The sequence below is a fragment of the Niastella populi genome, assembly GCF_002078015.1.
GTDB lineage: Bacteria > Bacteroidota > Bacteroidia > Chitinophagales > Chitinophagaceae > Niastella > Niastella populi.
Genome location: NZ_LWBP01000001.1, coordinates 571,827 through 593,107, shown reverse-complemented (window position 1 = coordinate 593,107; position 21,281 = coordinate 571,827). Strand labels below are relative to the sequence as shown.

Annotated in this window: 19 protein-coding genes and 1 pseudogene; 11 read left to right on the top strand and 9 right to left on the bottom strand. The window is 42.2% G+C overall.

The features are described from left to right. Positions 1–5: 5 nt before the first annotated feature. Positions 6–902 carry a DUF6734 family protein gene (locus tag A4R26_RS02300; protein WP_133054510.1) on the bottom strand — a complete coding sequence of 299 codons (897 nt, stop codon included), beginning with the start codon at positions 900–902 and terminating at the stop codon, positions 6–8. Positions 903–983: 81 nt separating this feature from the next. Here A4R26_RS02300 and A4R26_RS02295 point away from each other — a divergent pair, with 81 nt between their 5' ends. Both A4R26_RS02295 and A4R26_RS02290 read left to right on the top strand, forming a co-directional pair. Then, positions 984–2,042 carry a sulfotransferase gene (locus tag A4R26_RS02295; RefSeq protein ID WP_081159366.1) on the top strand — a complete coding sequence of 353 codons (1,059 nt, stop codon included), beginning with the start codon at positions 984–986 and terminating at the stop codon, positions 2,040–2,042. A 55-nt stretch (positions 2,043–2,097) separates the two neighbouring features. After that, positions 2,098–2,589 carry a hypothetical protein gene (locus A4R26_RS02290; RefSeq protein ID WP_081159363.1) on the top strand — a complete coding sequence of 164 codons (492 nt, stop codon included), beginning with the start codon at positions 2,098–2,100 and terminating at the stop codon, positions 2,587–2,589. Between the two features lie 269 nt (positions 2,590–2,858). Here A4R26_RS02290 and A4R26_RS02285 read toward each other — a convergent pair whose 3' ends face one another. The 3 genes from A4R26_RS02285 to A4R26_RS02275 all read right to left on the bottom strand — a co-directional run bounded on the left by A4R26_RS02285 (position 2,859) and on the right by A4R26_RS02275 (position 5,942). After that, a complete protein-coding gene (locus A4R26_RS02285) occupies positions 2,859–4,364 on the bottom strand; it encodes an alpha/beta hydrolase (protein ID WP_081159360.1) in 1,506 nt (501 codons plus the stop codon). 212 nt (positions 4,365–4,576) lie between these two features. Further along, positions 4,577–5,005, bottom strand: coding sequence for a hypothetical protein (locus A4R26_RS02280; protein WP_133054509.1), 429 nt, complete (start codon positions 5,003–5,005; stop codon positions 4,577–4,579). Between the two features lie 91 nt (positions 5,006–5,096). Then, on the bottom strand, positions 5,097–5,942 hold the full coding sequence (locus A4R26_RS02275) for a helix-turn-helix domain-containing protein (protein ID WP_081159355.1): 846 nt from the start codon (positions 5,940–5,942) through the stop codon (positions 5,097–5,099). Between the two features lie 372 nt (positions 5,943–6,314). On the opposite strand from A4R26_RS02275, the gene A4R26_RS02270 reads away from it, so the two are divergent. The 4 genes from A4R26_RS02270 to A4R26_RS02255 all read left to right on the top strand — a co-directional run bounded on the left by A4R26_RS02270 (position 6,315) and on the right by A4R26_RS02255 (position 9,559). Next, positions 6,315–7,217, top strand: coding sequence for a hypothetical protein (locus tag A4R26_RS02270; RefSeq protein ID WP_081159352.1), 903 nt, complete (start codon positions 6,315–6,317; stop codon positions 7,215–7,217). A 21-nt stretch (positions 7,218–7,238) separates the two neighbouring features. Further along, positions 7,239–7,673 (top strand): DM13 domain-containing protein, encoded by a 435-nt coding sequence (locus A4R26_RS02265; RefSeq protein WP_081159349.1) that lies wholly within the window; start codon positions 7,239–7,241, stop codon positions 7,671–7,673. Between the two features lie 120 nt (positions 7,674–7,793). Further along, entirely contained in the window at positions 7,794–8,366 is a 573-nt protein-coding gene (locus A4R26_RS02260; protein ID WP_081159461.1) for an RNA polymerase sigma factor, read from the top strand. Then, a complete protein-coding gene (locus A4R26_RS02255) occupies positions 8,354–9,559 on the top strand; it encodes an outer membrane beta-barrel protein (RefSeq protein WP_081159346.1) in 1,206 nt (401 codons plus the stop codon). The genes A4R26_RS02260 and A4R26_RS02255 overlap by 13 nt, the downstream gene beginning before the upstream one ends. Before the next feature lie 42 nt (positions 9,560–9,601). Here A4R26_RS02255 and A4R26_RS02250 read toward each other — a convergent pair whose 3' ends face one another. The 3 genes from A4R26_RS02250 to A4R26_RS02240 all read right to left on the bottom strand — a co-directional run bounded on the left by A4R26_RS02250 (position 9,602) and on the right by A4R26_RS02240 (position 11,991). After that, entirely contained in the window at positions 9,602–10,300 is a 699-nt protein-coding gene (locus tag A4R26_RS02250) for a DUF1826 domain-containing protein (protein WP_081159343.1), read from the bottom strand. Between the two features lie 228 nt (positions 10,301–10,528). Next, entirely contained in the window at positions 10,529–11,233 is a 705-nt protein-coding gene (locus A4R26_RS02245; RefSeq protein WP_081159340.1) for a LytR/AlgR family response regulator transcription factor, read from the bottom strand. Beyond that, positions 11,230–11,991: a sensor histidine kinase gene (locus A4R26_RS02240; RefSeq protein ID WP_081159338.1), complete on the bottom strand. Its 762-nt coding sequence runs from the start codon at positions 11,989–11,991 to the stop codon at positions 11,230–11,232. The genes A4R26_RS02245 and A4R26_RS02240 overlap by 4 nt, the downstream gene beginning before the upstream one ends. Positions 11,992–12,282: 291 nt before the next feature. On the opposite strand from A4R26_RS02240, the pseudogene A4R26_RS02235 reads away from it, so the two are divergent. Then, positions 12,283–13,110 (top strand): annotated as a pseudogene (locus A4R26_RS02235) (ABC transporter ATP-binding protein); the annotation flags it as partial. A 21-nt stretch (positions 13,111–13,131) separates the two neighbouring features. Further along, entirely contained in the window at positions 13,132–16,749 is a 3,618-nt protein-coding gene (locus tag A4R26_RS02230; protein WP_081159335.1) for an ABC transporter permease/M1 family aminopeptidase, read from the top strand. A gap of 64 nt (positions 16,750–16,813) precedes the next feature. On the opposite strand, the gene A4R26_RS02225 is transcribed toward A4R26_RS02230, so the two are convergent. Together A4R26_RS02225 and A4R26_RS02220 are read right to left on the bottom strand one after the other, a co-directional pair. After that, positions 16,814–17,605: an HAD family hydrolase gene (locus tag A4R26_RS02225; protein ID WP_165760119.1), complete on the bottom strand. Its 792-nt coding sequence runs from the start codon at positions 17,603–17,605 to the stop codon at positions 16,814–16,816. Positions 17,606–17,766: 161 nt separating this feature from the next. Then, on the bottom strand, positions 17,767–18,516 hold the full coding sequence (locus A4R26_RS02220) for a DeoR/GlpR family DNA-binding transcription regulator (protein ID WP_081159330.1): 750 nt from the start codon (positions 18,514–18,516) through the stop codon (positions 17,767–17,769). A 220-nt stretch (positions 18,517–18,736) separates the two neighbouring features. Between A4R26_RS02220 and A4R26_RS02215 the strand changes: the two genes are divergently transcribed. The 3 genes from A4R26_RS02215 (at position 18,737) to A4R26_RS02205 (ending at position 21,237) form a co-directional block, all read left to right on the top strand. Next, on the top strand, positions 18,737–19,579 hold the full coding sequence (locus tag A4R26_RS02215) for an SDR family NAD(P)-dependent oxidoreductase (protein ID WP_081159455.1): 843 nt from the start codon (positions 18,737–18,739) through the stop codon (positions 19,577–19,579). A 56-nt stretch (positions 19,580–19,635) separates the two neighbouring features. Then, positions 19,636–20,553, top strand: a complete 918-nt coding sequence (locus A4R26_RS02210) for a helix-turn-helix domain-containing protein (protein ID WP_081159327.1) — start codon at positions 19,636–19,638, stop codon at positions 20,551–20,553. A gap of 72 nt (positions 20,554–20,625) precedes the next feature. Then, positions 20,626–21,237 (top strand): class I SAM-dependent methyltransferase, encoded by a 612-nt coding sequence (locus tag A4R26_RS02205; RefSeq protein WP_081159325.1) that lies wholly within the window; start codon positions 20,626–20,628, stop codon positions 21,235–21,237. The last annotated feature ends 44 nt before the right edge of the window (positions 21,238–21,281 follow it).

The following is a 21,281-nucleotide window of genomic DNA, read 5'->3' as shown; positions in this document are numbered from 1 at the left end:
ACTATTTATAATTCTGATGAATCTATCAATTCCAGGATCAGGTGATAATAATCCGGGTAAAGCGTTTTCATTTTCATTTCAAGGGTCCTGTACACCTGTCTGTTCTGTTTATAGGTACCCAGGCAATGCACAAAGCCCGCATTCCTGTCAGCTTCATGAAAAAAGCCAATGTATTTAGGTATATCAATGTCATAGGGAAATAAAAAGGTGATCTCCTTATTGGTTTTTTGGGCAAACTGGCTAAAGATCACCTGCTCATATATAACATTTAAATAAGCGGAGTTCATATTTACGATATTCTCTTCTATGCAATCGTTATTCTCATCGATAAAACGAAAGATCTCGTTTGTATAGGCTTTAAAAAAACCGATGTCGGTGCCGCCCAATATCCCCGCATTACTGCAAAACACGTACTGGCGCCCTTCCAGCTCCTTTAAATAATCAGGCACGTAAGGGAACTTCCTGCATATTTCATTGAAAGTTTGGGTATAGTCCAACGATTGGTGCTCCTTATTTTGCGCTGTCAGTGGTGCCTTAACAATGCGGTCATCAAATGCGTTCCAGATAAAAATATCGCTGTCTACATGTAAAAAAGGACTTTCCTGCAGGCTGTAAGCATATATTTTCCCAAGCGCCCATAATCCGGCATTATAGTTATTGATCCTGTTCAGATCTGTATTTACATTGGTATAGGGAAGCTTTAACTTCTCTATAAGAATAAATTTACCGAGGTCATCTGTAACCAATTCTACATTTGAATAATAACGGCATAATTGCAAGCAGCTTAAGGCCCAGCTGAAATAATTATATTTTCTGGCAGGCCAGCCGCCATTCATTCTCGAGTCCTGTAAATTGGGAGATTGTAAAAAAGGCCGTGTCCAAAAACTTTGGATAATTTTCATTATTTTTTATAACATTATTATCTAAATATATTATTTTCACGTATCCCTGATAGCGAGAGTATAAATATAAACCTTTTCCTTATGACGCTAACGCAACAGTTAAAAAATAAAGCGCATCTTGCCAAAAAAATCTACGAGTACTACCGGTATATACGCCCCTTCACAAAAAAGAACAGGTCACTCAACAATATAGATAGCAATACAAATATTTCTGTTTTTTCAGAGCCCAGAGGAGGATCAACGTGGGTAGGCGAAATTCTATGTAAGCTCCCAAGCAGTATTATGATCTTTGAACCCATGTTCCTGCTCCCACCCTACCGGGAAATAAAAAAAGTAAATTTTTGCTTTAATCAATATATACCTGAAGATGCAGAGTGGCCAGAGGCGGAAGAATATTTCCGCCAGTTGTATAACAGGGAGATCGGTTCTTTATCTTCTTTTAGAATTTATTATCACAATGATAACCTTCCGGAAATAGCTTCTGCAAAATATTTTATTTATAAGGATGTTAACAGCAATATGTTATTGCCCTGGCTTACCAAAAGGTTTAACATTAATCCAATTTACATTCTAAGGCATCCCTGTGCAGTGATAGCTTCCCAATTAAAGTACAAACACTGGGACTATATATTAAAAGATGTAAAAGCATATTTCCCCGACCCCAAAAACAGGTATAAAGAAATATACACCCAATACCAGGATATTATTGACAAAATAACAAAACCGGAAGAAAGGCTGGCGGCAGAATGGGCTTTACATAATATAATTCCAGTTACACATAAAGAGAATGACAGGAAATGGATAACGGTTTCTTATGAAAAATTGTATAAAGAACCTGAGCCATCACTTACACGCATATTTAACCGGCTGAATATCGACATGCCCGCCGGGCTATTAACCGAAATAACCCGGCCAAGTATAACAACGATCGATGAATCGCGAAGCAACATTAAAGCAGGCAACCAACTCGGATCCTGGAAAAGATCTTTGTCTTCAACACAGGTAAAAAATATATTAAGTATTGTAAAAGAGTTCGGGATCGATTTTTATGACGAATCATTGGAGCCAGATTATACAAAAATTTACAGGAATGATATATATTCTGGAAATGGAATAATGACGATGCCTGGGACAATTTAACTACACAGGTTTTGAAATCCGAAGTATATAATGTAGCCTTTAAACAGCAACCTCTATGACTAACATTAAACCATCAACATTTGCTGTTGCATTCTTTATATTCATCAGTTGCGGCAACCCCGGGGTTAATGAATCAGATAAACAAAAACCCGATGATATTTCGAAAAATATAGATTCAACCGCCTTATTAGTGGCGAACATGAAAAAGGCCCACCCCTATTTTGACCTGAAACTGGATTCTTCCCTGGTGGATACAGCCAAATATCCCGCGATTTATTATCCCGATGCATCAGATTGCAATTCATTTAGATTCGACAGAACATTCCTTGGCAAACTCAGCATGGCAAAAGCAACAGTGCAGAAAGAAAGTTCCGCCGATAGATTACACCTAAAAACCGGTAACTTAAACTTATGGGTTTGCAGTCTTCCGAATAAAGTAAAAGCCGGCGATACTGTATTGATCACCGTCCTTGTGTATGACATATTTGGCTCTGAGAAAACCTGGGGTTATCCTACCATAGTTACTGAAATTCGCATGTCATATTAACGAACTATATCCAGCTTATTACCCACCGTGCGCTTGTTCATCATACCCATTGACATGGCCTGCAACATTGCATAAAACTCTGTTTTATGCAAATTTTTCCAATTGTCTCCAGGAAATGTATACATCAGGTTATTATCCGCATTAAATATTTGTCCGGTTACAGGTTGCCATGCTGACAATCGTCTCAGCCGCCCCCGACAAGAAATCCGTTCCGCTTAAGCGGAACGGATTTTGTTTTTTATGGTAGTTGGAGAAGAATATACAAAACTTTACTTATATCCATACTTGAGTAAAAATGCGTTCCTGAGTTTTGTCACTTGTCCACTATACCTTCTATCAAACCAAATATGATGAGGTGCCCCTTCCATTGTATGAAACTCGAAATCATTACCCTGTTCTTTTATCTTTTCTGCAAATTCCTTTGCTGAAGCGTAATCTACACTCCGGTCATTCGTACCGTGAATGATAATCATTGGCGGCAGCCCTTTTCTCAACAGATGAAAGGGTGATATATTTTTGACGATGCTTTTATCTTTTAAATCTCTTGTTATCCAATCTGTGGCATCTTCCCATAATAAATTATAAACACCGGCATTTACCATAGCTAAATTGGGCGATGCACTATAATTGAGGTTGTCGGTGGATTCATTGAAATTATCTGCCAGAACGGTTGTCAATACAAGGTGACCTCCTGCTGAATTTCCGGACGCTACAATTCGATTTGTGTCAATATTATAAGTATCAGCATTCATCCGCAGCCAACGAATAGCCGACCTTGCGTCTTTTACCGCTTCAAATGGTGTGGTTTCATACCTGTCTGCAACCCTGTATTCAACAGAAACGCCCACCCAACCTCGCTTTGCATAAACGGCACAATTATAAAAATCCCATTCCGGATTTCCTTTCGTCCAGCTACCACCGGTGAAATACACGATTACAGGGATTTTATTAAATTTATTAATGCTATCAGGTAAAAACAGGTGAATATCAAGATTAAAACCATCAACCGTTTTATATGTTTTTATAAGATGATTTTTTCTTACTGCTGTACTTTCGTTATAAATTGAATCAATCTCTTTTTTATATGTTTCGTTTTTGCATTTTGCTTTAAAATTTTCGATAACAGATGCAATATTTTTACTTCCCCAATCGTCGAGGTGAGCAAAAATGTAAAAGTATTGCCAATAGTCCCTGCATGCCTGATTGATAAAGTATTTAGGTATCAGGTTAAGATAGGCATCAAGCCTTTTATTATCCGAATTTTTATAAAACGTTTTTTTTACTTCAATAGAGGATTGGTGCCGAAGAAAAGCTTCAATATAATCTTTTACATCACGGCTGCTTAAGAGGGCAGGATTGTTAAAGTCAGTCAAATGCCTATCCAGTCTCTTTTGTGTCACATGAGATAACTTTACTTTTTCTCCGGTGTGCGCTTCATGAAAATACGGAAAGTCCAGGATCATCCTGTCAAAAAAGAAATCGATATCCCTTTGTTCTTCCAATATGAATTTTACATCTGCATTGTTGGTCTCTTCCTTATATTTTATCAGGTTTTCTATGAAAACAGAACGCAAAGAATCGATTTTAAAAAGAAACTGTTTCTCAGGTTGAGCATAGATTATGGCACGGTTTGGATAATAGTAATCTGAAAATTTATTGCTGATCGTCTTTTGTATTGAATAATAATTTTTACGTAATGAGTCTATTGCTGATTGTTGTTGGGCATAACCTGATAGAGAGACCGTCAACAGGAATGTAAAACAGATTCTTATCATTTTGTATACTTAGCATTTTTTTACAGTAGTGCTTAAACGTAAGATAAATTATTGCTGCCATTAAAAGAAAGAATGATCGGCTCTGATACATCACCGGTTTCGGTATTCAGATCAGAAAGGTTTTAATTATCCGTTTGGGATATTATTTGATATATAAGTTGTTGAATTTTATAGGCAGGAAAAAGCAATTATCGCCCTGTGAAATTCCGCTATCAGCGAATGCCTTCTCCCGAATTCGATAAACGCCCTGACTTCTGAACCATCACCAGGTTGATGACGGCAATAGCCATAAATAGTAAAGGAATAACAGGTGGTTTTATTTTTAAGGGAAGAATAGCTGACGGTACCCACCTGATCAAATGAACTACCGTTGCGGCAACCATAATGGAGATCATTAAACAATTTGCCAGCACTAAGAGCAAATGTTTTGATCTGTCATTCATCATTACCAGGAAAGGAAGAAAAAAAACAATCCCTGTTATTATTTCACCCGCAATGCCGATAGCATACATATACTGAGGCAACCCGCTGCTTTCTATCTGGGCGTGGTACCAATCCCTGAATGGACTAAAAAACTTTAAAATACCAAATACTAAACTAACCACGCCAAGCCCCAGGCTGAGCATCTTTATACTTTTCATATTAAATTATTCTATTGCAAATTTCGCCGGCAGTCGACTTCCTTCCTTGTATAAAAAAGTCAGACTTTTGAATAATCCGGTCACTTTTACATTAGATCCCCTTCAGGGACAACCGGTATGCAGATGGAGAACAATGATAAGCGGTTTTAAATGACCGGGAAAAATGGGCCACATCAGTAAAGCAGGTTTGAAGGGCAATTTCACTAACTGATAAATCGCTCATGGCAAGCAGATCTTTTGCCCTTTCGAGCCGTTTCCGCTTTATATAATTAGCAGGCGTGTCATTGAACAGCGTTTGAAAGCTGCGGGTGAAAGTGGATACACTTAAATTCGCGAGGTTCGCCAGGTCTTCGACCGATAATTCGGAAAATATATGATTATTGACTACCTCTTTTATGCTTACATTCCGCGGGGCAAACAAATCGGTAAATAAACTTACGATCGAACTGGTATTTTGGGTTCTCAGAAGTAACAATATAAGCTCCCTGAACTTTAGTTCCAGCAGTTCATCGTTAACCAGTTCGGGGTTGTCGAAATAGAAAGAAAGACTTTCAACAAATTTTTTTACTACATCATGCGTTGCTACATAACTGATATATGATTTGTTTTCAACCTCCTTAACCAATGCGGGCATCTCATGCTTATATATCATTCGCAAAATATCCTTGTAAAGGTGTACCACCAGAATTTCATACCTGTTGGCCTCACTGTATTTCAGCAGATCGGCAAAATAGCTGCCGCATTTTAAAATTACCGCCTCCCCCGAAGCAACAGGTACCTGCCCGATAGGAGAACTGGTCCTGGCCGTTCCCTCCAAAAAATAAATGAAACAGGCCTCGTCGTGAAAGTTAACAGAATACCGAAAAGGCGCCTGTATAACCACTTTCTCAATAAGGCATTTATGGCCGAATTCAAATTTCTGATGATGCAGCACCATGTTTTTAATTTAACTGCGTAAATCTACCCGCAAAATGTCTTATACCTGACCTGTTTACAGGTATTAAGTACGCAAATGTATGGTTTGTATCCTTATCGGAAAATTGCGCAGGAAGGCCATGATCTTTCAATTCTTTATTTCCACCGGGCATATTGCCTTTCAATAGGATACGTTGTATGAACCAGCTTTTTTCAATAAATAATAAAATTCGTACTATCTGACTGCAACCCTTTCTTTTTTTATACGTATGTATAATATAGGCTGTTATGGAAATGATCCTATTTTAACTAACACCATAAATATAATCAAACCAGGGATTGCGATGAGCAATATATAGCGAACGGATTCGCCATACCTGTCACCTTTATCAACATGAAAAGAATTATCACTATCATAGTTTTTGTTCTTGGCGCCACGTCGGCGAAATCCCAGGGTTGCAGTGATGCAGGTTTTTGTACGATCAATAGCTTTGAACCATCGACTGACAAGGCTCAAACCGCCACTTACAAAAACCAGTTTAGAATAGGTGCATCAGCCGGAAGCGCGGACCACGACATTACGGTATACGGCTCAATGGTAGAGTATAGCAGGCAAATAAACAAATGGTTTAGCGCAGATCTTAAATTGACGTTTCTCGCCCAAAATGGCAATAACATAAGTACGGCCGGCCTTTCAGACGTTTTTGTCAATATAAACTATGCGGTTTCAAAAAAAGTTGACCTCATCCTTGGCGCCAAGATCCCGCTGAACGATGCCAATAAAAAGAAGAATGGTCTTGCACTGCCAATGGATTACCAAAGCAGCTTAGGCACGTTCGATGCAATTGTGGGGCTTGGTTATAAACTTGAAAAATGGAAATTCAATCTTGGCTGGCAGCAACCTCTCACCCAAAACAACAATACCTTTATTGCAGAGGATTATCCGATACATTCACCATTACATAGTTTTCAATCTACAAACAACTACTCGAGAAGCGGCGATGTATTGCTCAGGGTTTCTTATTTGTTCAACCTGTCGAAAAAACTATTGATTACACCGGGTATTTTGCCCATATACCACCTGGCAAATGACGAGTTTTCAAACATCAACGGTAAACAAGTTATCAATGGCTCAAAGGGATTGACACTTAATGCCGTTGTGTATTTGAATTATAAACTGAACGAAAAAAACAATCTTGAATTTAATATGGGTAGTCCATTGGTGGCAAGAGACGTAAGACCCGATGGCCTTACCAGGAGTTTTGTGGCAACAATACAATATCAATTATCCTTTTAAAAAAGGGTCAAACCAAATTATATGCATTTATCGAATTCAATAAAACTGTTCGTATTGCTGCTGGCGGCCGTTGTGTTCAATGCCTGCAAAAAGGAAAACACACCAACCACACCGGCTACCGATGAAACCCCGTCAGGTTCGGTAATTGCCTCGGCCAATATTAAGGAAGGAAATACACCCGGCGATAAAGCCAACGGGAATGCACGTATTTATAACGACAATGGCACCTGGAAACTCTACCTGTTTAATTTTTCCGCCACCAACGGGCCCGACCTGCATGTATATTTATCGACCACTGAAAACGCCGCCACCTTTATCGATCTGGGGTTATTGAAGTCTACCGCCGGCGACCAGGTATATAACATCAGCGGCAACCCCAACCTCGCTACCTTTAAATATGTCCTTATCTGGTGCAAGCAGTTTGGTGTTTTTTGGGGTGGTGGGCTATGGATGTGACCAGGAATGTCGGCTAGCTGACAAAAAAGATCCGGCAATGTCCCCTACCTTTCTATGATGAAAAACTAAACTTTTTCAGAATATCGCTATTTAAAGTTGCCAAACCTTTTTTACCTGAGTTTGAAAAATATAACGCGTATCATAGAAGGATGCATTGCCAAAGAACATAAATATCAAAAGATACTTTATGAGGGCTACTATGGGTATGCGCTGAAAACGGTATTCAGATACATCTTCAGCTATGAACAGGCGGTTGACATCGTAAATGACGGGTTTGTAAAACTATTTTCACATTTCCAGCAATTTGAACCGGGCAATGACAGCGATAATGAAAAAAAGTTAATGGGATGGCTGAAAAAAATAATGATCAATACGTCGATAGATGTTTTGCGCAAAGGAAATATGCTTTCGGAAACAGGAAGCATCCCCGAATATGTTTGGGACAATACGTACAGGGGTGACGAGGCCGACCAGGTATTGCTGTACAAAGAGCTGGTCATTTTAATTAAGGAACTTCCACCGGCCTACCGTATGGTGTTCAACCTGTATGTCATCGACGGATACACGCATAATGAAATTGCAGGTTTGTTGAATATACCGGCTGGCACTTCGAAATCAAGCTTGTCAAGAGCAAGGGAACTGTTGCAAAAAAGCCTTAAAAAAATTGAAGATGCGCAATTATGCAAAATCTGAATAACGATATGGATGAATTGTTCAGGAAAGCCGCCGCCGGTTATCCGCTAAAAGCGGATAACAGTGACTGGAATGGCCTTGCATCCAGATTGTCAGCCCCCCCGGTTCCCCCTGCGCCCCTTAAAAAGAAAAACAGGTTCAAAAAATATGGCCTGCCGTTGCTGCTGATGCTATTGCTGCCTGTTTTTGGTGGACCGCCTTTAAAACAAATGCGTGGCCATTTAACTGCGCCCCCATCATCTGTAAGGGATGCGTCAAACACCGGTAAAGGCGCTTTTTTATTGACCTCAAATACGCCAACTACCCAATTTCAACAACAGCCGCAAGGGCGCCCCGCCGTGACCGGCATGGTTACCGGAAAAAGAGAATTAAACAATGTCCCGGCTCATTCACCAGTAACGGATCAACCGGCAAATGAACATTCAACCCGGGGCTATAATCACCTGAACCGTACTATAACATCAAATTACCGGCAAACAACCGATGCCGCCGCCACCCACATCACATCGGCTGGCACCAGCTTCCCCCTCAATAAAACGATCACTAAAACGCCAGGAGGAACAGAAAAGAAAACAGATACGACACGAAAATCTTCCAGGTTCTACTGGGGTGTGGTGTTCGGCCCTGAAATTAACAGCATTGAAAACCAGAAGTTACAAAAACCGGGCTTCGATATTGGGATCGTCGCAGGTATTACAATATTAAAAGACAGAGCTGCTATTGAAACCGGGTTATTATATACGCAGAAATATTACTTCACCGACGGCAAATATTTCAATATGGATAAGGCCGGAAGTTCCATGCCGCAGGGAATGGAGATAATGAGCCTTGAAGGAAGCTGCCGGTTAATTGAATTACCGGTAAAATTTAAATACAAAGTGCTACAAAAGAACAGATCGGCTGTTTTTTTGTCAACCGGCATTTCCTCTTACCTCATGACCAAAGAAGAAAACGATTACATTACTATGATGAATGGTACGGAACAAAACATGTTGGGCTCTTATAACGACAACTGCCGGTATATTGCTGTAATGGCCAATATCGGAGCCGAATACAATTACAAAATTGGAAAACATACATTGATCAGAATTGAGCCTTACATTCAAATTCCCCTCAAAGGCATAGGCATTGGCTCCATGCCTGTAACAACTACAGGCCTGCATGTTGGTTTTATCCGATCTACACCGCGATAATGGCAATCGTGGTTAAATTACAACCGCTATTAAGAATGGTTTTCAACAGATCAGCAGCAACCTGTTTTTCCCTGATGTTTCCCGCGGTGCACGGTGAATACAGGGAGGAACCTGGCTTTCAGGATGATCAACCGCCAACCTCCACAGATGACCAGTGCCTAAGTTTACAGGGCGGGCATTTGGTACAGGTTGATAGTGCAGATCAAAGAAATGTTCACTTAAGAATGATTCAAAACCTTCATCCGCACCATGATATAGTTTCCTCAGCTCCGCCCGTATTTCCGGAATAAGTACTTTCTTTTGGCCTTGTGAATTTGGCAATATGTCACTCGATTCGCCATAGTAAGTGCATAAAAAGGTATCGGTTGGAATAGGCGAACGATCTACATGAAAGGAATAAACATCTGTTGGAAAAAACGGGCAGGCATCATCGCGGTCATAGTGTTTGATCACATTAAGCATTGGCAGTGCGCCATGAGCTTTTAAAACATTCAGGTCATTTAAGATTATTTCCCGGGCAAGCTGCCCCTGTTCACTCAATTGAAGCGCCTGAAGTTCCTCTGTTTCAACTGCCGTTATATTGCCGCTGAGCGCTACCTTATTAACGATCTCAGAAAAATTACCCGTCAGTTTACGCGCCCAACAAACCGCGTTTACTTTACCACTAAATGGGGTAGAAACAAGGTCATGGAAATTCGTGACACATGTAACCTGCTCCTCCGCAAAAGATAGATCGATCATAATTAAATGGCATTTTATCCTGAACTATGTAACCTCCACCACCCGTTACCTGCTTTCTTCTTTTTTAACTAAAGGATCACGCCTGCTGTGCCTGGCAGTTGGAAAATAACAGTAACGATAGGGAGTATAGTATGATTTTCATCAGGCCCAATATACGGTTATAGTAATTCACCCGGTTTTTTATTTACCCATCCCTTAGGATAGTTTCGTTTGATCTCCCCTTCCCTGTCACCGGTTACCTAACAGGTCATTTATATATGATTTATACATTTTACCTATAGGTATATAATGATCGCCTATCGATATCTGGTTACCTTCAATGCTTTTGATGTGTTTGGGAGCTATCGCAAACGACCTGTGCACCTGTAAAAAATTTTCGGGTGGCAAAGTATTTAAAAGATCGGAAAACACCTCTCTTACAAGAATGGCATCTACACTTGTGATGATTTTTACAAAATTACCGGCAGCTTCCACAAAAAGAATATCGCCAATACGCACCTGAATATATTTATTTCCCGATCGAAGGAAAATAGTAGCCGATTCATTGCCTGCTGTTTCATTTTTAGCAATGTTGGGTGGTAACGAAGCGCCCATTGCCTTATTTACCGCTTTCACAAAACGCTCAAAGCTGAATGGCTTCAGCAAATAGTCCACCACATTGAGTTCGTACCCTTCCAATGCAAACTCCTGGTATGCCGTGGTAACAATTACTTTGGGTGGCAACTGTAAGGTTTTAAGAAATTCAAATCCTTTCAGTTTGGGCATTTTCAGGTCAAGAAAAATAAGATCTACCGTGCCTGCATTCAGGTATTCCAACGCTTCAATGGCATCATAGCAGTTCTTCTGTAATACCAGGTTGGGAAGCATATCGCAGTAGCCCTTAATAATATCATGGGCAATGTGTTCATCATCGACAATCAGATACCTGATCATATGTTCTTCAATTTTAACTGTGCCAGATATTCACCATTACGTTGTTCCAGCTTCAATTGATATTTATTCTCATAAGCCAGATGCAGCCTCCTTTTCAGGTTGTTCAGGCCAATTCCGGGCTTTTCCGGCGGTAACGAATCATCAAAATTATTCTTTATTTCAAAATTGATCTCATTATTCGCCGTAGTAAGCAACAGGTGCACGAAAGCCTTTTCCCGGAGGTTTTCTACACCATGTTTAAACGCATTCTCTACCAATATTATAAACAACAACGGCATAACCCTGTAGCCATCCCGGATATCTATTTTGAAATTTACATCTATATGCTTATGATAACGCATCCTGTGCAGCTCAATATAATTGCTGAGGTATTCAACTTCTTTTTCAAGCACTACCCGTTCGTTTTGCGCTTCATAAATTCCGTAACGCATTATATCTGAAAGTTTAAGAACAAGTACTTCAGCCTTTTGGGGATCTGTTTTGATCAGGCCATACAGGTTGTTCAGCATATTAAAAAAGAAATGTGGGTTTACCTGGCTCTTCAGATGCATTAACTCGGCTTTCCTGCGTTCATTTCTTAAGCGAAACACTAACACTACCTGCCAGATCAACCAGGGTATAAATATAAACGCAGTAAAGAAAAGCCCGGCAATCAAAAAGTTCAGTTCGTATTCTTCCATTATTGCCGCCATTACCAGTAAAAGGAAATAAACGATGGCTATTAAGAGCAGACTATACTTATTCAGAAACGCTATCATCTCCAAAAATAGGCAGTTGACGCCAATAAACCGGGTGAAAGGCAGCCGCCGGACCTATAAATGTGATGAACGACGGTTTGGCTACTTCGAACAGCCAGGAAACAGACATGAAAATACTTTGTCACGATGTAACAATCGTATGTCAGCTGTATGGGTGGTTTTATCACACTCATTTGGATAGCCCCTTTCGCGGCCTTAGGTTTGAAAAAAACACAAATGACGGAAATGGCACTCACCATATCAGGATTATCGAAAACCTATGCAAATGGAGTTCAGGCCCTCAACAATGTTTCGTTAACTATCCGCACAGGCATCTTCGGGCTTTTAGGGCCAAACGGCGCCGGTAAATCAACCCTTTTGCGAACCGTAGCAACATTGCAGGAACCAGACGCAGGCTCCATCCTGCTGGGAGAAACAGATGTGCTCAGGAATAAACCAGAGGTAAGAAAAAAACTGGGATACCTGCCGCAGGAGTTTGGCCTGTATCCCCGGGTCACTGCCGAAGTACTATTAAATCACCTGGCAGTGCTTAAGGGCATCACCAATAAAAAAGAGCGGGCGGAGTTAGTGAAAGCGCTGCTTTACAAAACAAATCTCTATGAGAAAAGAAAGAAGCACCTGGGCAGTTACTCAGGCGGAATGAAACAACGCTTTGGCATTGCGCAGGCCCTGCTTTCAAACCCGCAATTACTTATTGTTGATGAACCAACCGCCGGGCTCGACCCCGCTGAAAGAAATCGATTCCATGATCTGCTCAATGAATTAAGCGCAACGACAATTGTTATTTTCTCTACACATATTGTGGAAGACGTAAAAGAACTCTGTACCGATATGGCCATTATCTGCAATGGCAAAGTTCTTTTAACAGGCAATCCTTTACGGGCTATTGAAGACGTACAAGGGCATGTATTCAGTAAGGTTATTCAAAAAAATGAGTTCGGGGTATATAACGAACGTTATACGATAATTGCCAACCGGCTTTTCCAGGGCAACACGGTCATCCACATATTCAGTAAAACCACCCCGGGTGAAGGATTTAAACCGGTTGAGGCTGATTTGAGTGACGTTTACTTCTCAAAGATCTCCGGCGCTCCCGCCCCTGTTCAAAAACTTTACTGATCGCATTATAAAACCCTCTTCATGCTGTTTGAAATAATCAAATTTGAGCTCAATTACCGCATCCGCCAGTACAATACCTACCTCAGTTTTATCATCGTATTTATGTTTTCCATCGTTGCTGTAGACTTTATTTTTGAAGGCCAACCTGATGCATTCAAAAGAAATGCACCTTTAACCATTGCAAAAAGCATGGGTATCATTTCGGCGTTTCTTCTTATGATACCCTCTATGATCATGGGAACGGCTGTACTGAGAGATTTCGATCACCGGATGGAAGCTTTATTGTTTGTGAACCCGGTTAAAAAAAGTGACTATCTTATGGGCAGGTTCCTGGGATCTCTTGTGATCCTGGTCTTTATTTTTACCGCCATTCCATTGGGCATGATGGTTGGCGATGCGATGCCCTGGCATCGGGCAGATGAACTTATCCCGTTTCATCTTTGGCATTATCTTCAGCCGTTCCTCTTTTTGGTAGTGCCCACCTTGTTCTTTGGCGGATGTCTCTTTTTTGTTACCGGCGCATTAAGCCGGAGTTTACTGATCGTATATATTCAGGGATGCTTCTTTCTGATAGTATACCTGTTAGCCGTCAACTTGTTGAAATACCCCGAAAATCAGCTCCTGACAGGTATCCTGGAACCATTCACCTTTCAAACAGTGCGTATTACAACTGCATCCTGGAGTATCGATGATCGCAACACGGCTTTGGTACCCCTAACGGGAATAATGCTTTACAACCGCTTATTCTGGATATCGCTCGGCATGCTCACACTTGGCATCGGACACTATTTCTTTACCTTTAATGTGCTGGCTGATAAAACATCCACAAAAAAAAAATACGCAGGTAAAACCCAGGATAAAAACATACCCGGTTATGTTCCGGGGCCCATACCGTTCGCATCCCCTGATGCGGGCAAACAAAAAACTTTCATTCAACTTTTTCATACTACGTTATTCAGTTTCAGATCGATCGTTGCCACCCTTTCCTTCAAGGTGATCGTACTTTGTGGAATGGGCGTTTTGCTCATCAATTCATTCAATCTTAACACGGGCTATGGGGTGAACAATGTTCCGGCCTCTTATCTTATTGCCGGCGAACTGATTGAACTTACGGGACTCTTCTTCCTGGCAATCGTTATCTTCTACACCGGCGAACTCGTTTGGAAGGAAAGAGATTCAGGGATCGATCCGCTGTTTGATACGCTGCCTGCTTCGAACCTGATCAGCCTGGGCGGCAAATTCCTGGGCCTCATGCTTACACTTATCCTTCTCTTTTTTACAATGACAGGCACGGGTATCCTGTTCCAGTTCTCCCATGGCTATTATAAGTTTGAACCAGCTATTTACCTGGCAGCCTTTTTTATTGAAGTGTTCCCCTTTTTGTTTTTGCTTGGAGTTGTTTGTTTTGTTGCCCAGGTGCTCGTGAATAACAAATACCTGGCACACCTGGTGGCACTTATTTTTATCGGCATATGTACTTTTGGCTGCAGGCTGCTTGGCATCGATCACGGCCTTGTTACTTTTGGCGGCTCACTCCTTACCTCTTATTCCGACATGAACGGGTATGGCCATTTCCTGCAACCTTACCTTTGGTTCAAAACATATTGGATCTCCTTTTCTGTTCTGCTTTTTATGATCGCAGTGCTTTTTTCAGTAAGAGGCGCAGATACCGGATTCAGGAAACGTTGGCGGCAACATAGAGCGCTGTTGATTACGGTTAAGCGCATTTCAATGTCTGTATTGATAGTCTTTATTTTTTCAGGCGGATATATTTTTTACAATACCAATATATTAAACAGGTATGCCTCCAGGTCTACTCAAAATACGTTCCGGGCCGAATACGAACAGCAGCTAAAGCCGCTCATAACGCAGCGTCAACCCCGCATAGCTGCGGTATCACTGAAGCTGGACCTTTATCCCGGCCAAAGAAAGTATTCGGTAAAGGGACAATACCTGTTATTCAATCCGGGACAAAAGAGCATTTATGAAATTCATATTCAAAAGCTGCCGGTTGATGAGGTAAAACTGGAATACCTTGCCGTGGAAGGAGGAGCCATCAGGGATAGCACGTATATTCGTTTTGGTTATTATATTTTAAAACTGGAACAACCGCTGCAACCGGGAGACACTTTAAAAATGGAATTCATTCAGCATTTTACTCCCGCCGGATTTCCAGAAAGCACCAATACCTTTATGGTGTATAATGGCACTTTGCTCGATAATTATCATTTTCCAACAATTGGCTACAACCACGACCTTGAACTGGAGGATCCAACCATTCGTGCAGCATATGGATTGAATCGCCAGCCCGGAAGGGCTGCTATCGACGATCCGGTAGCCCTGCTTGAAGGCAAGTCAAACGGAGATGGTGAAGAGATCGATCTTGACATAACAGTCAGTACAGATACCAGTCAGGTTGTTGTAGCTCCCGGTAGTTTAATAAAAAGGTGGACCCAACAAGCGCGTCGTTATTTTCATTTTGTTTCCGACGAACCGGTCTCCAATTTTTATGCAGTGCTTTCGGCCAGGTATGCCGTCAAAAGCGAATTCTGGCATCCCGGTAAAGAAAATACCGCCCTGGAGATCTACTACCATCCCGGGCATACCTTCAATCTGGATAGAATGATGAACGGCATGAAAAAGTCTCTCGATCATTACAGTAAACACTTCACGCCCTATCGATATCAACAGGTACGCGTGGCAGAATCACCCTTTTATTCCGGAAGAGGCCAGGCTTTCCCCGGGCTGATATCAATTGCCGAGAACGTTGGATTTATCATGAATATCGATGATGAAACGGATATGGACATGCCTTTTTACATCACAGCGCATGAAATGGCCCATCATTGGTGGGGCGACCTGGTGAACCCGGCAAATGTGCAGGGTAAGACAATGATCTCCGAATCACTGGCTCAGTACTCGGCACTGATGGTCTTTAAAAAGGAATTCCCGGCAGAAAAAGTTAACAAACTGCTGAGATGGAATATGGAGCATTATTTAAAAGGCCGGTCGGAAAAGGCCATCCCCGAGTCTCCCCTTTCGTTAGTGGGGTCCAAACAGGAATATGTTCATTACAACAAGGGTTTGATCAGCCTGCATGCACTTCAACATTACATCTCTGAAGACAGTGTCGATAAAGCGTTACAGCGTTTTATCAGGGACTGGAATAGCTACACCGGGTTGAAAAAGCAATATACCGGCCGGTATCCCACCACAAACGATCTGCTTTGCTACTTAAGGCAGGTAACCCCTGACAGTATGCAATATATTCTCAGCGACCTGTTTACCTCGGTTATACTATATGACAACAAATTGGGCCAGGCACACTATGAAAAAACTGCTGCAAACCAGTATACCATAACGGTGACGCCCGATCTGAAAAAAATAAAAATAAACCCGCAGGGCAATGAAATACCTACAGCCATTAATGATTATGTTGAGCTGGGAGTTTACACAAAGGATAAGGAGGGGAACGAAACCCTTGCCGGCATAAAAAAAATAAAGATCACTTCAGCACATCCTACACTGAAAATATCTGTTTCACAAAAACCAGCGAAGATCGTACTTGACCCCAACCTGCTCCTGATCGATAAGAATATCGCCGACAATGAAAAGTCGTTTGGTAATGATCCCTTATAGCGATTGGATTCCTGGCGATGCCGGTCGCGGTAGTCCGATAAATTTGCTGATTTCAGGCCAATAGTTATGATTTAAAACACAGCGCCTCTATCACATCCAGAACGCCCTCCTCATTATTGTCTTTTTCGGTAACAAAATTGGCGACCTCTAAAATTTTGGAATACGAATTTTTCATGGCATAGCTGTATGTTGCGGCTTTCATCATTTCGTAGTCATTCATAAAATCGCCAAATACGAGTGTTTCATCAGGTGTTATGCCATTTAATTGTTGCAGCGCCTGTACCGCTTCGCCCTTATTGGCATCTGTACGAGTGATATCGAGCCAGACTGCGCCGCCTACGGCAATCTTCAATCTATCTTCGAATTGTTTGAAGTAAGGATAACTATTTTGTTCAGCACCCATGAGATCTAATACAGTTATCTTTAATACGGCATCATCAACCTTCGTAAGGTCATCCACGATCTTAAAATTCCTGATGTAGTTCGAGATCTTTTCTATAAGCCTGCTATCTGAATTCTCCACGTACCAGATATCCTTTCCGCAAAGAATTGGCCAGCCATGCGGGGCTGAACGCGCCGCCATTACCAGCGCTTCTATTTCATGCTGTGGCAAAGGTTTCGAAAACAATTCAGTTTTATTATGAATGATCATGCTGCCGTTATCTGATATAGCGTACAGATGTTCCATAATTGACCTGAAATTTTCGGTGATGCTGAAATGAGGCCTGCCCGAAGCAATGCCTAACTTAACCCCCTTCCTGAACAACCGGTCTGCAATATCCCAAAATCGTTCCGGCACTTCGTGGTTGTCTTTAAGCAACGTTCCGTCAAGGTCTGTAACAACAAGTTTTATCATATTATTAAATGAATTTATTATGTAATAGCAACCTTCATGATGCAATATTATGCAATTTTGCATATTTACGCAAAATATACAAATGAATACCTGTTAAATCACTGACACAAAAAAGCCCATATAGTTATCTATACGGGCGGTGCCATTATAAAGTTTAGATCCTATATGATCTCTATATCAAGGTTGCGAAATGCTTCCAGTTCTTCGTGATCACTATTCAGGTTGGTTATCAAAACATCGATTTCCTGTATACCGCAAACTTTAAATGCATCTACCCGCCTGAGCGACTGGTCATTGGCCAGCACTATCGTTCTGCGGGTATTTTTTTTCATAGCTCTTTTTACATCGGCATCGTGCTGAAAAGTGGAGGAAATTCCGAATTGCTGGTCAACCCCACAGGTGCCCATCAGGTAAAGGTCCGCCGTAAAACCGGCAACGCCTGTACAGGTGGCGAGCCCGGAAAATATTTGCAGATCGCGGTCATAATTCCCCCCAGCAACGATCAGCTCCACATTTTTATAGGCGGCCAGGATCGAGATCAAGGTATAATTATTGGAGATCACCCTTAACCTGATATCCGTAGGAAAATAGGCTGCTACAGCGCAAATGGTGGTGCCGCCATCCATAAAAACGGTCATTCCATCCTGTATCAGTTGTTGTGATTTAAGGGCAATTACATCTTTTTCTTTTTTCAGGTGTTTTTGCCTGTCCTGGAAGGTCAGCGGGTTCTTCGCGCGGGGTATTGCCCCGCCCCGAACTTTTGATAACAAACCATTTTTATGCAGGTGCTCTATATCCCTCCTAACGGTATCATCAGATACGCCCAGCTTTACAGCCAGTTCCTCGAAAGTAACCTCTTTCTTCTTTTTTAGATTTTCCAGGATGATCTCAAACCGTTTCTCTTTTAACATGTAAGCCAGTTTATCCTTTTTGTAATATTATGCAATTTCGCAAATTATCGCAAAATATGGCAAATTGTTTTAAGCAACCAGTCATTTTGATCAGTTCCCGGCTGCCACGGGCAATGACGCAAAATCCGCAATCAGGCTACAAAAGCACCCGATTAGACTACGTGCGGCCGCCGGCAACTCCTGAGCTTTGTTCTATCAAAAAATTGAAAAAGAAATGAACATGGAAAATCAAAGAAACAGTAAGGTCTGGTTCATTACCGGCGCCTCGCGTGGTTTTGGACGTATATGGGCCGCCGCCGCCCTGGAGCGTGGCGATAAAGTTGCCGCAACAGCACGTAACATAGCCAGTTTGGCGGTACTTAAAGAAAAGTATGGCGATAACGTATTGACACTTGAACTGGATGTAACGAACCATGCCCGGGCAGCAGCCGCTGTAGCACAGGCTTATGCCCATTTCGGCCGGTTAAACGTTGTGCTGAACAACGCCGGCTATTCGCTGGTAGGCACCATCGAGGAAGCAAGTGCGGAAGATGTTAAAGCATTGTATGAAACCAACATTTTCGGCGCGTTGGCTGTTATTAAGGCAGCATTACCGTTACTCCGGCAGCAGGGCGGCGGTCATATCCTTGGTACCTCCAGCAACCTTGGCCATGTAACAATGCCGGTAATCGGCTACTACTGCTCATCTAAATGGGCATTCGAGGCTATTCACGAAAGCCTGTCGAAAGAGGTGAAAGACTTCGGTATAAAAGTAACCATTATTGAACCGGGCGCATACGCAACAGAATTTGGCAGCCAGGAATCCCTGAAGTTTGCAAAGGGCATGGACATATATTCGGATTTTAAAACGCAATTCATCGGAACAATTAAAGACCTGGAAAGAGGCGATCCGAATGCCACCCCCCAGGCGCTTTTCCAGATCGTAGATGCGGACAACCCGCCCCTACGCTTCCATCTCGGCAACCAGAACCTGCCCTGGGTAAGGGCCGCTTATGAAGAACGGTTGGCGCTTTGGGAAAAATGGGATGCCGTTTCCAGTTCAGCCCAGTCTTTATCTAAATAATAACCGGTCATAACCGGTAACTAAATGATTGCCGGTTATGATTAAATTTGTACAAGATGAAAAAAGAAGAGAAAAGCCTGCTGAAATTTGAGACGTTGTCCGATGCACACCGCGCCTTTGGACTGCCTCATCCAAAACATCCCCTGATCAGTTTGATCAATGGAACACATGCCCTGTCGGAATTAAACCGGCCGGCGCAGCATCATGTACTGGGATTTTATAAAATTTCTTACAAGCCAAAACTTGGCGGTAAATTAAAATATGGCCAGGGTCATTACGATTTCGATGAAGGCGGTTTGCTGTTCGCTTCCCCCGGCCAGGTGGTCGGTAGCGCAGACGAGGGAACAGTTTGCTCTGAGCATGTCCTGCTGATTCACCCGGATTTCTTTTTGGGTTACCCGCTTGCCAAAAAGATCGGTCAGTACGGGTTCTTTTCCTATACCGTCAACGAAGCCCTGCACCTTTCGGAAAATGAGAAAGCCACCATCATTTCTATTTTCAGGATCATGGAAGAGGAACTGAACAGCCGTATAGATGACTTCAGCCAGGATGTGATCATATCGCAGATCGAATTGCTGCTGAATTACGCCAACCGTTTTTATAAGCGCCAGTTCATTACCCGTAAAACCGTCAGCAACGATCTGCTGCAAAGACTGGAAGAGTTGTTGAACAGGTACTTCAGCGATGAGCATGGCTTAAACAAAGGCATCCCAACCGTTCAGGACCTTGCCGACAACCTGCATCTGTCACCCGGTTATTTAAGCGATATGCTGCGGGCGCTGACCGGACAAAATGCGCAGCAGCATATCCATGATAAACTGATCGAAAAGGCAAAGGAAAAGCTGTCAACCACAACATTATCAGTAAGTGAAATAGCCTACGCACTGGGTTTCGAACATCCACAGTCGTTCAGTAAATTATTTAAAACAAAAACCAATTTTTCGCCGCTCGGGTTCAGGCGCTCTTTCAACTGAGCTATACAAAAGGAAACCGCCCGGTAAAAACAAAGCCCACTTCTTTACATTGCTCCCTATTCAATACATAACATGCAAAACAAACTACAACAAACCTACGGCAATATCGATATCTATCTGTTCGACCAACTGCTGAAAGGCCGTTATGACAACTGCAAAAAAGTATTGGATGTGGGTTGCGGTAATGGGCGGAACCTGTTTTACTTTTTACGCAATGGTTACGAGGTGTTTGGTATCGATCAGAATCCCCATGCGGTGGAAGCGGTCAGGGAATTATCTGCTGCACTTGCCCCTGGCAATCCGCTGGAGAATTTTACCGTTTCCCCGGCGGAAGATCTGCCATTCGATGATGCGGCGTTTGACCTCATCATTTGCAGCGCAGTATTGCATTTTGCGAAGAGTGCGCAGCATTTCGATGCCATGCTGCGGGCCATGTTCAGGGTGCTGCAACCCGGTGGTTATTTCTTTGCACGGCTGGCATCGGACATCGGGATAGAAAACCTGGTAAAACCACTAGGCAATGACCGTTATTTACTGCCCGATGGGTCAGAACGGTTTTTAGTCAATGAACAAACGTTGCTGAAATATACCAGCGAATTTGGTGTTTTATATGAACCCATAAAAACCACCAACGTGCAGAATATGCGGTGTATGACTACCTGGTGTGTGCAGAAGACCGGTTAGGCATTTATATTCATAGCCCGGGCTGAAAAGACCGAATTCCCGCG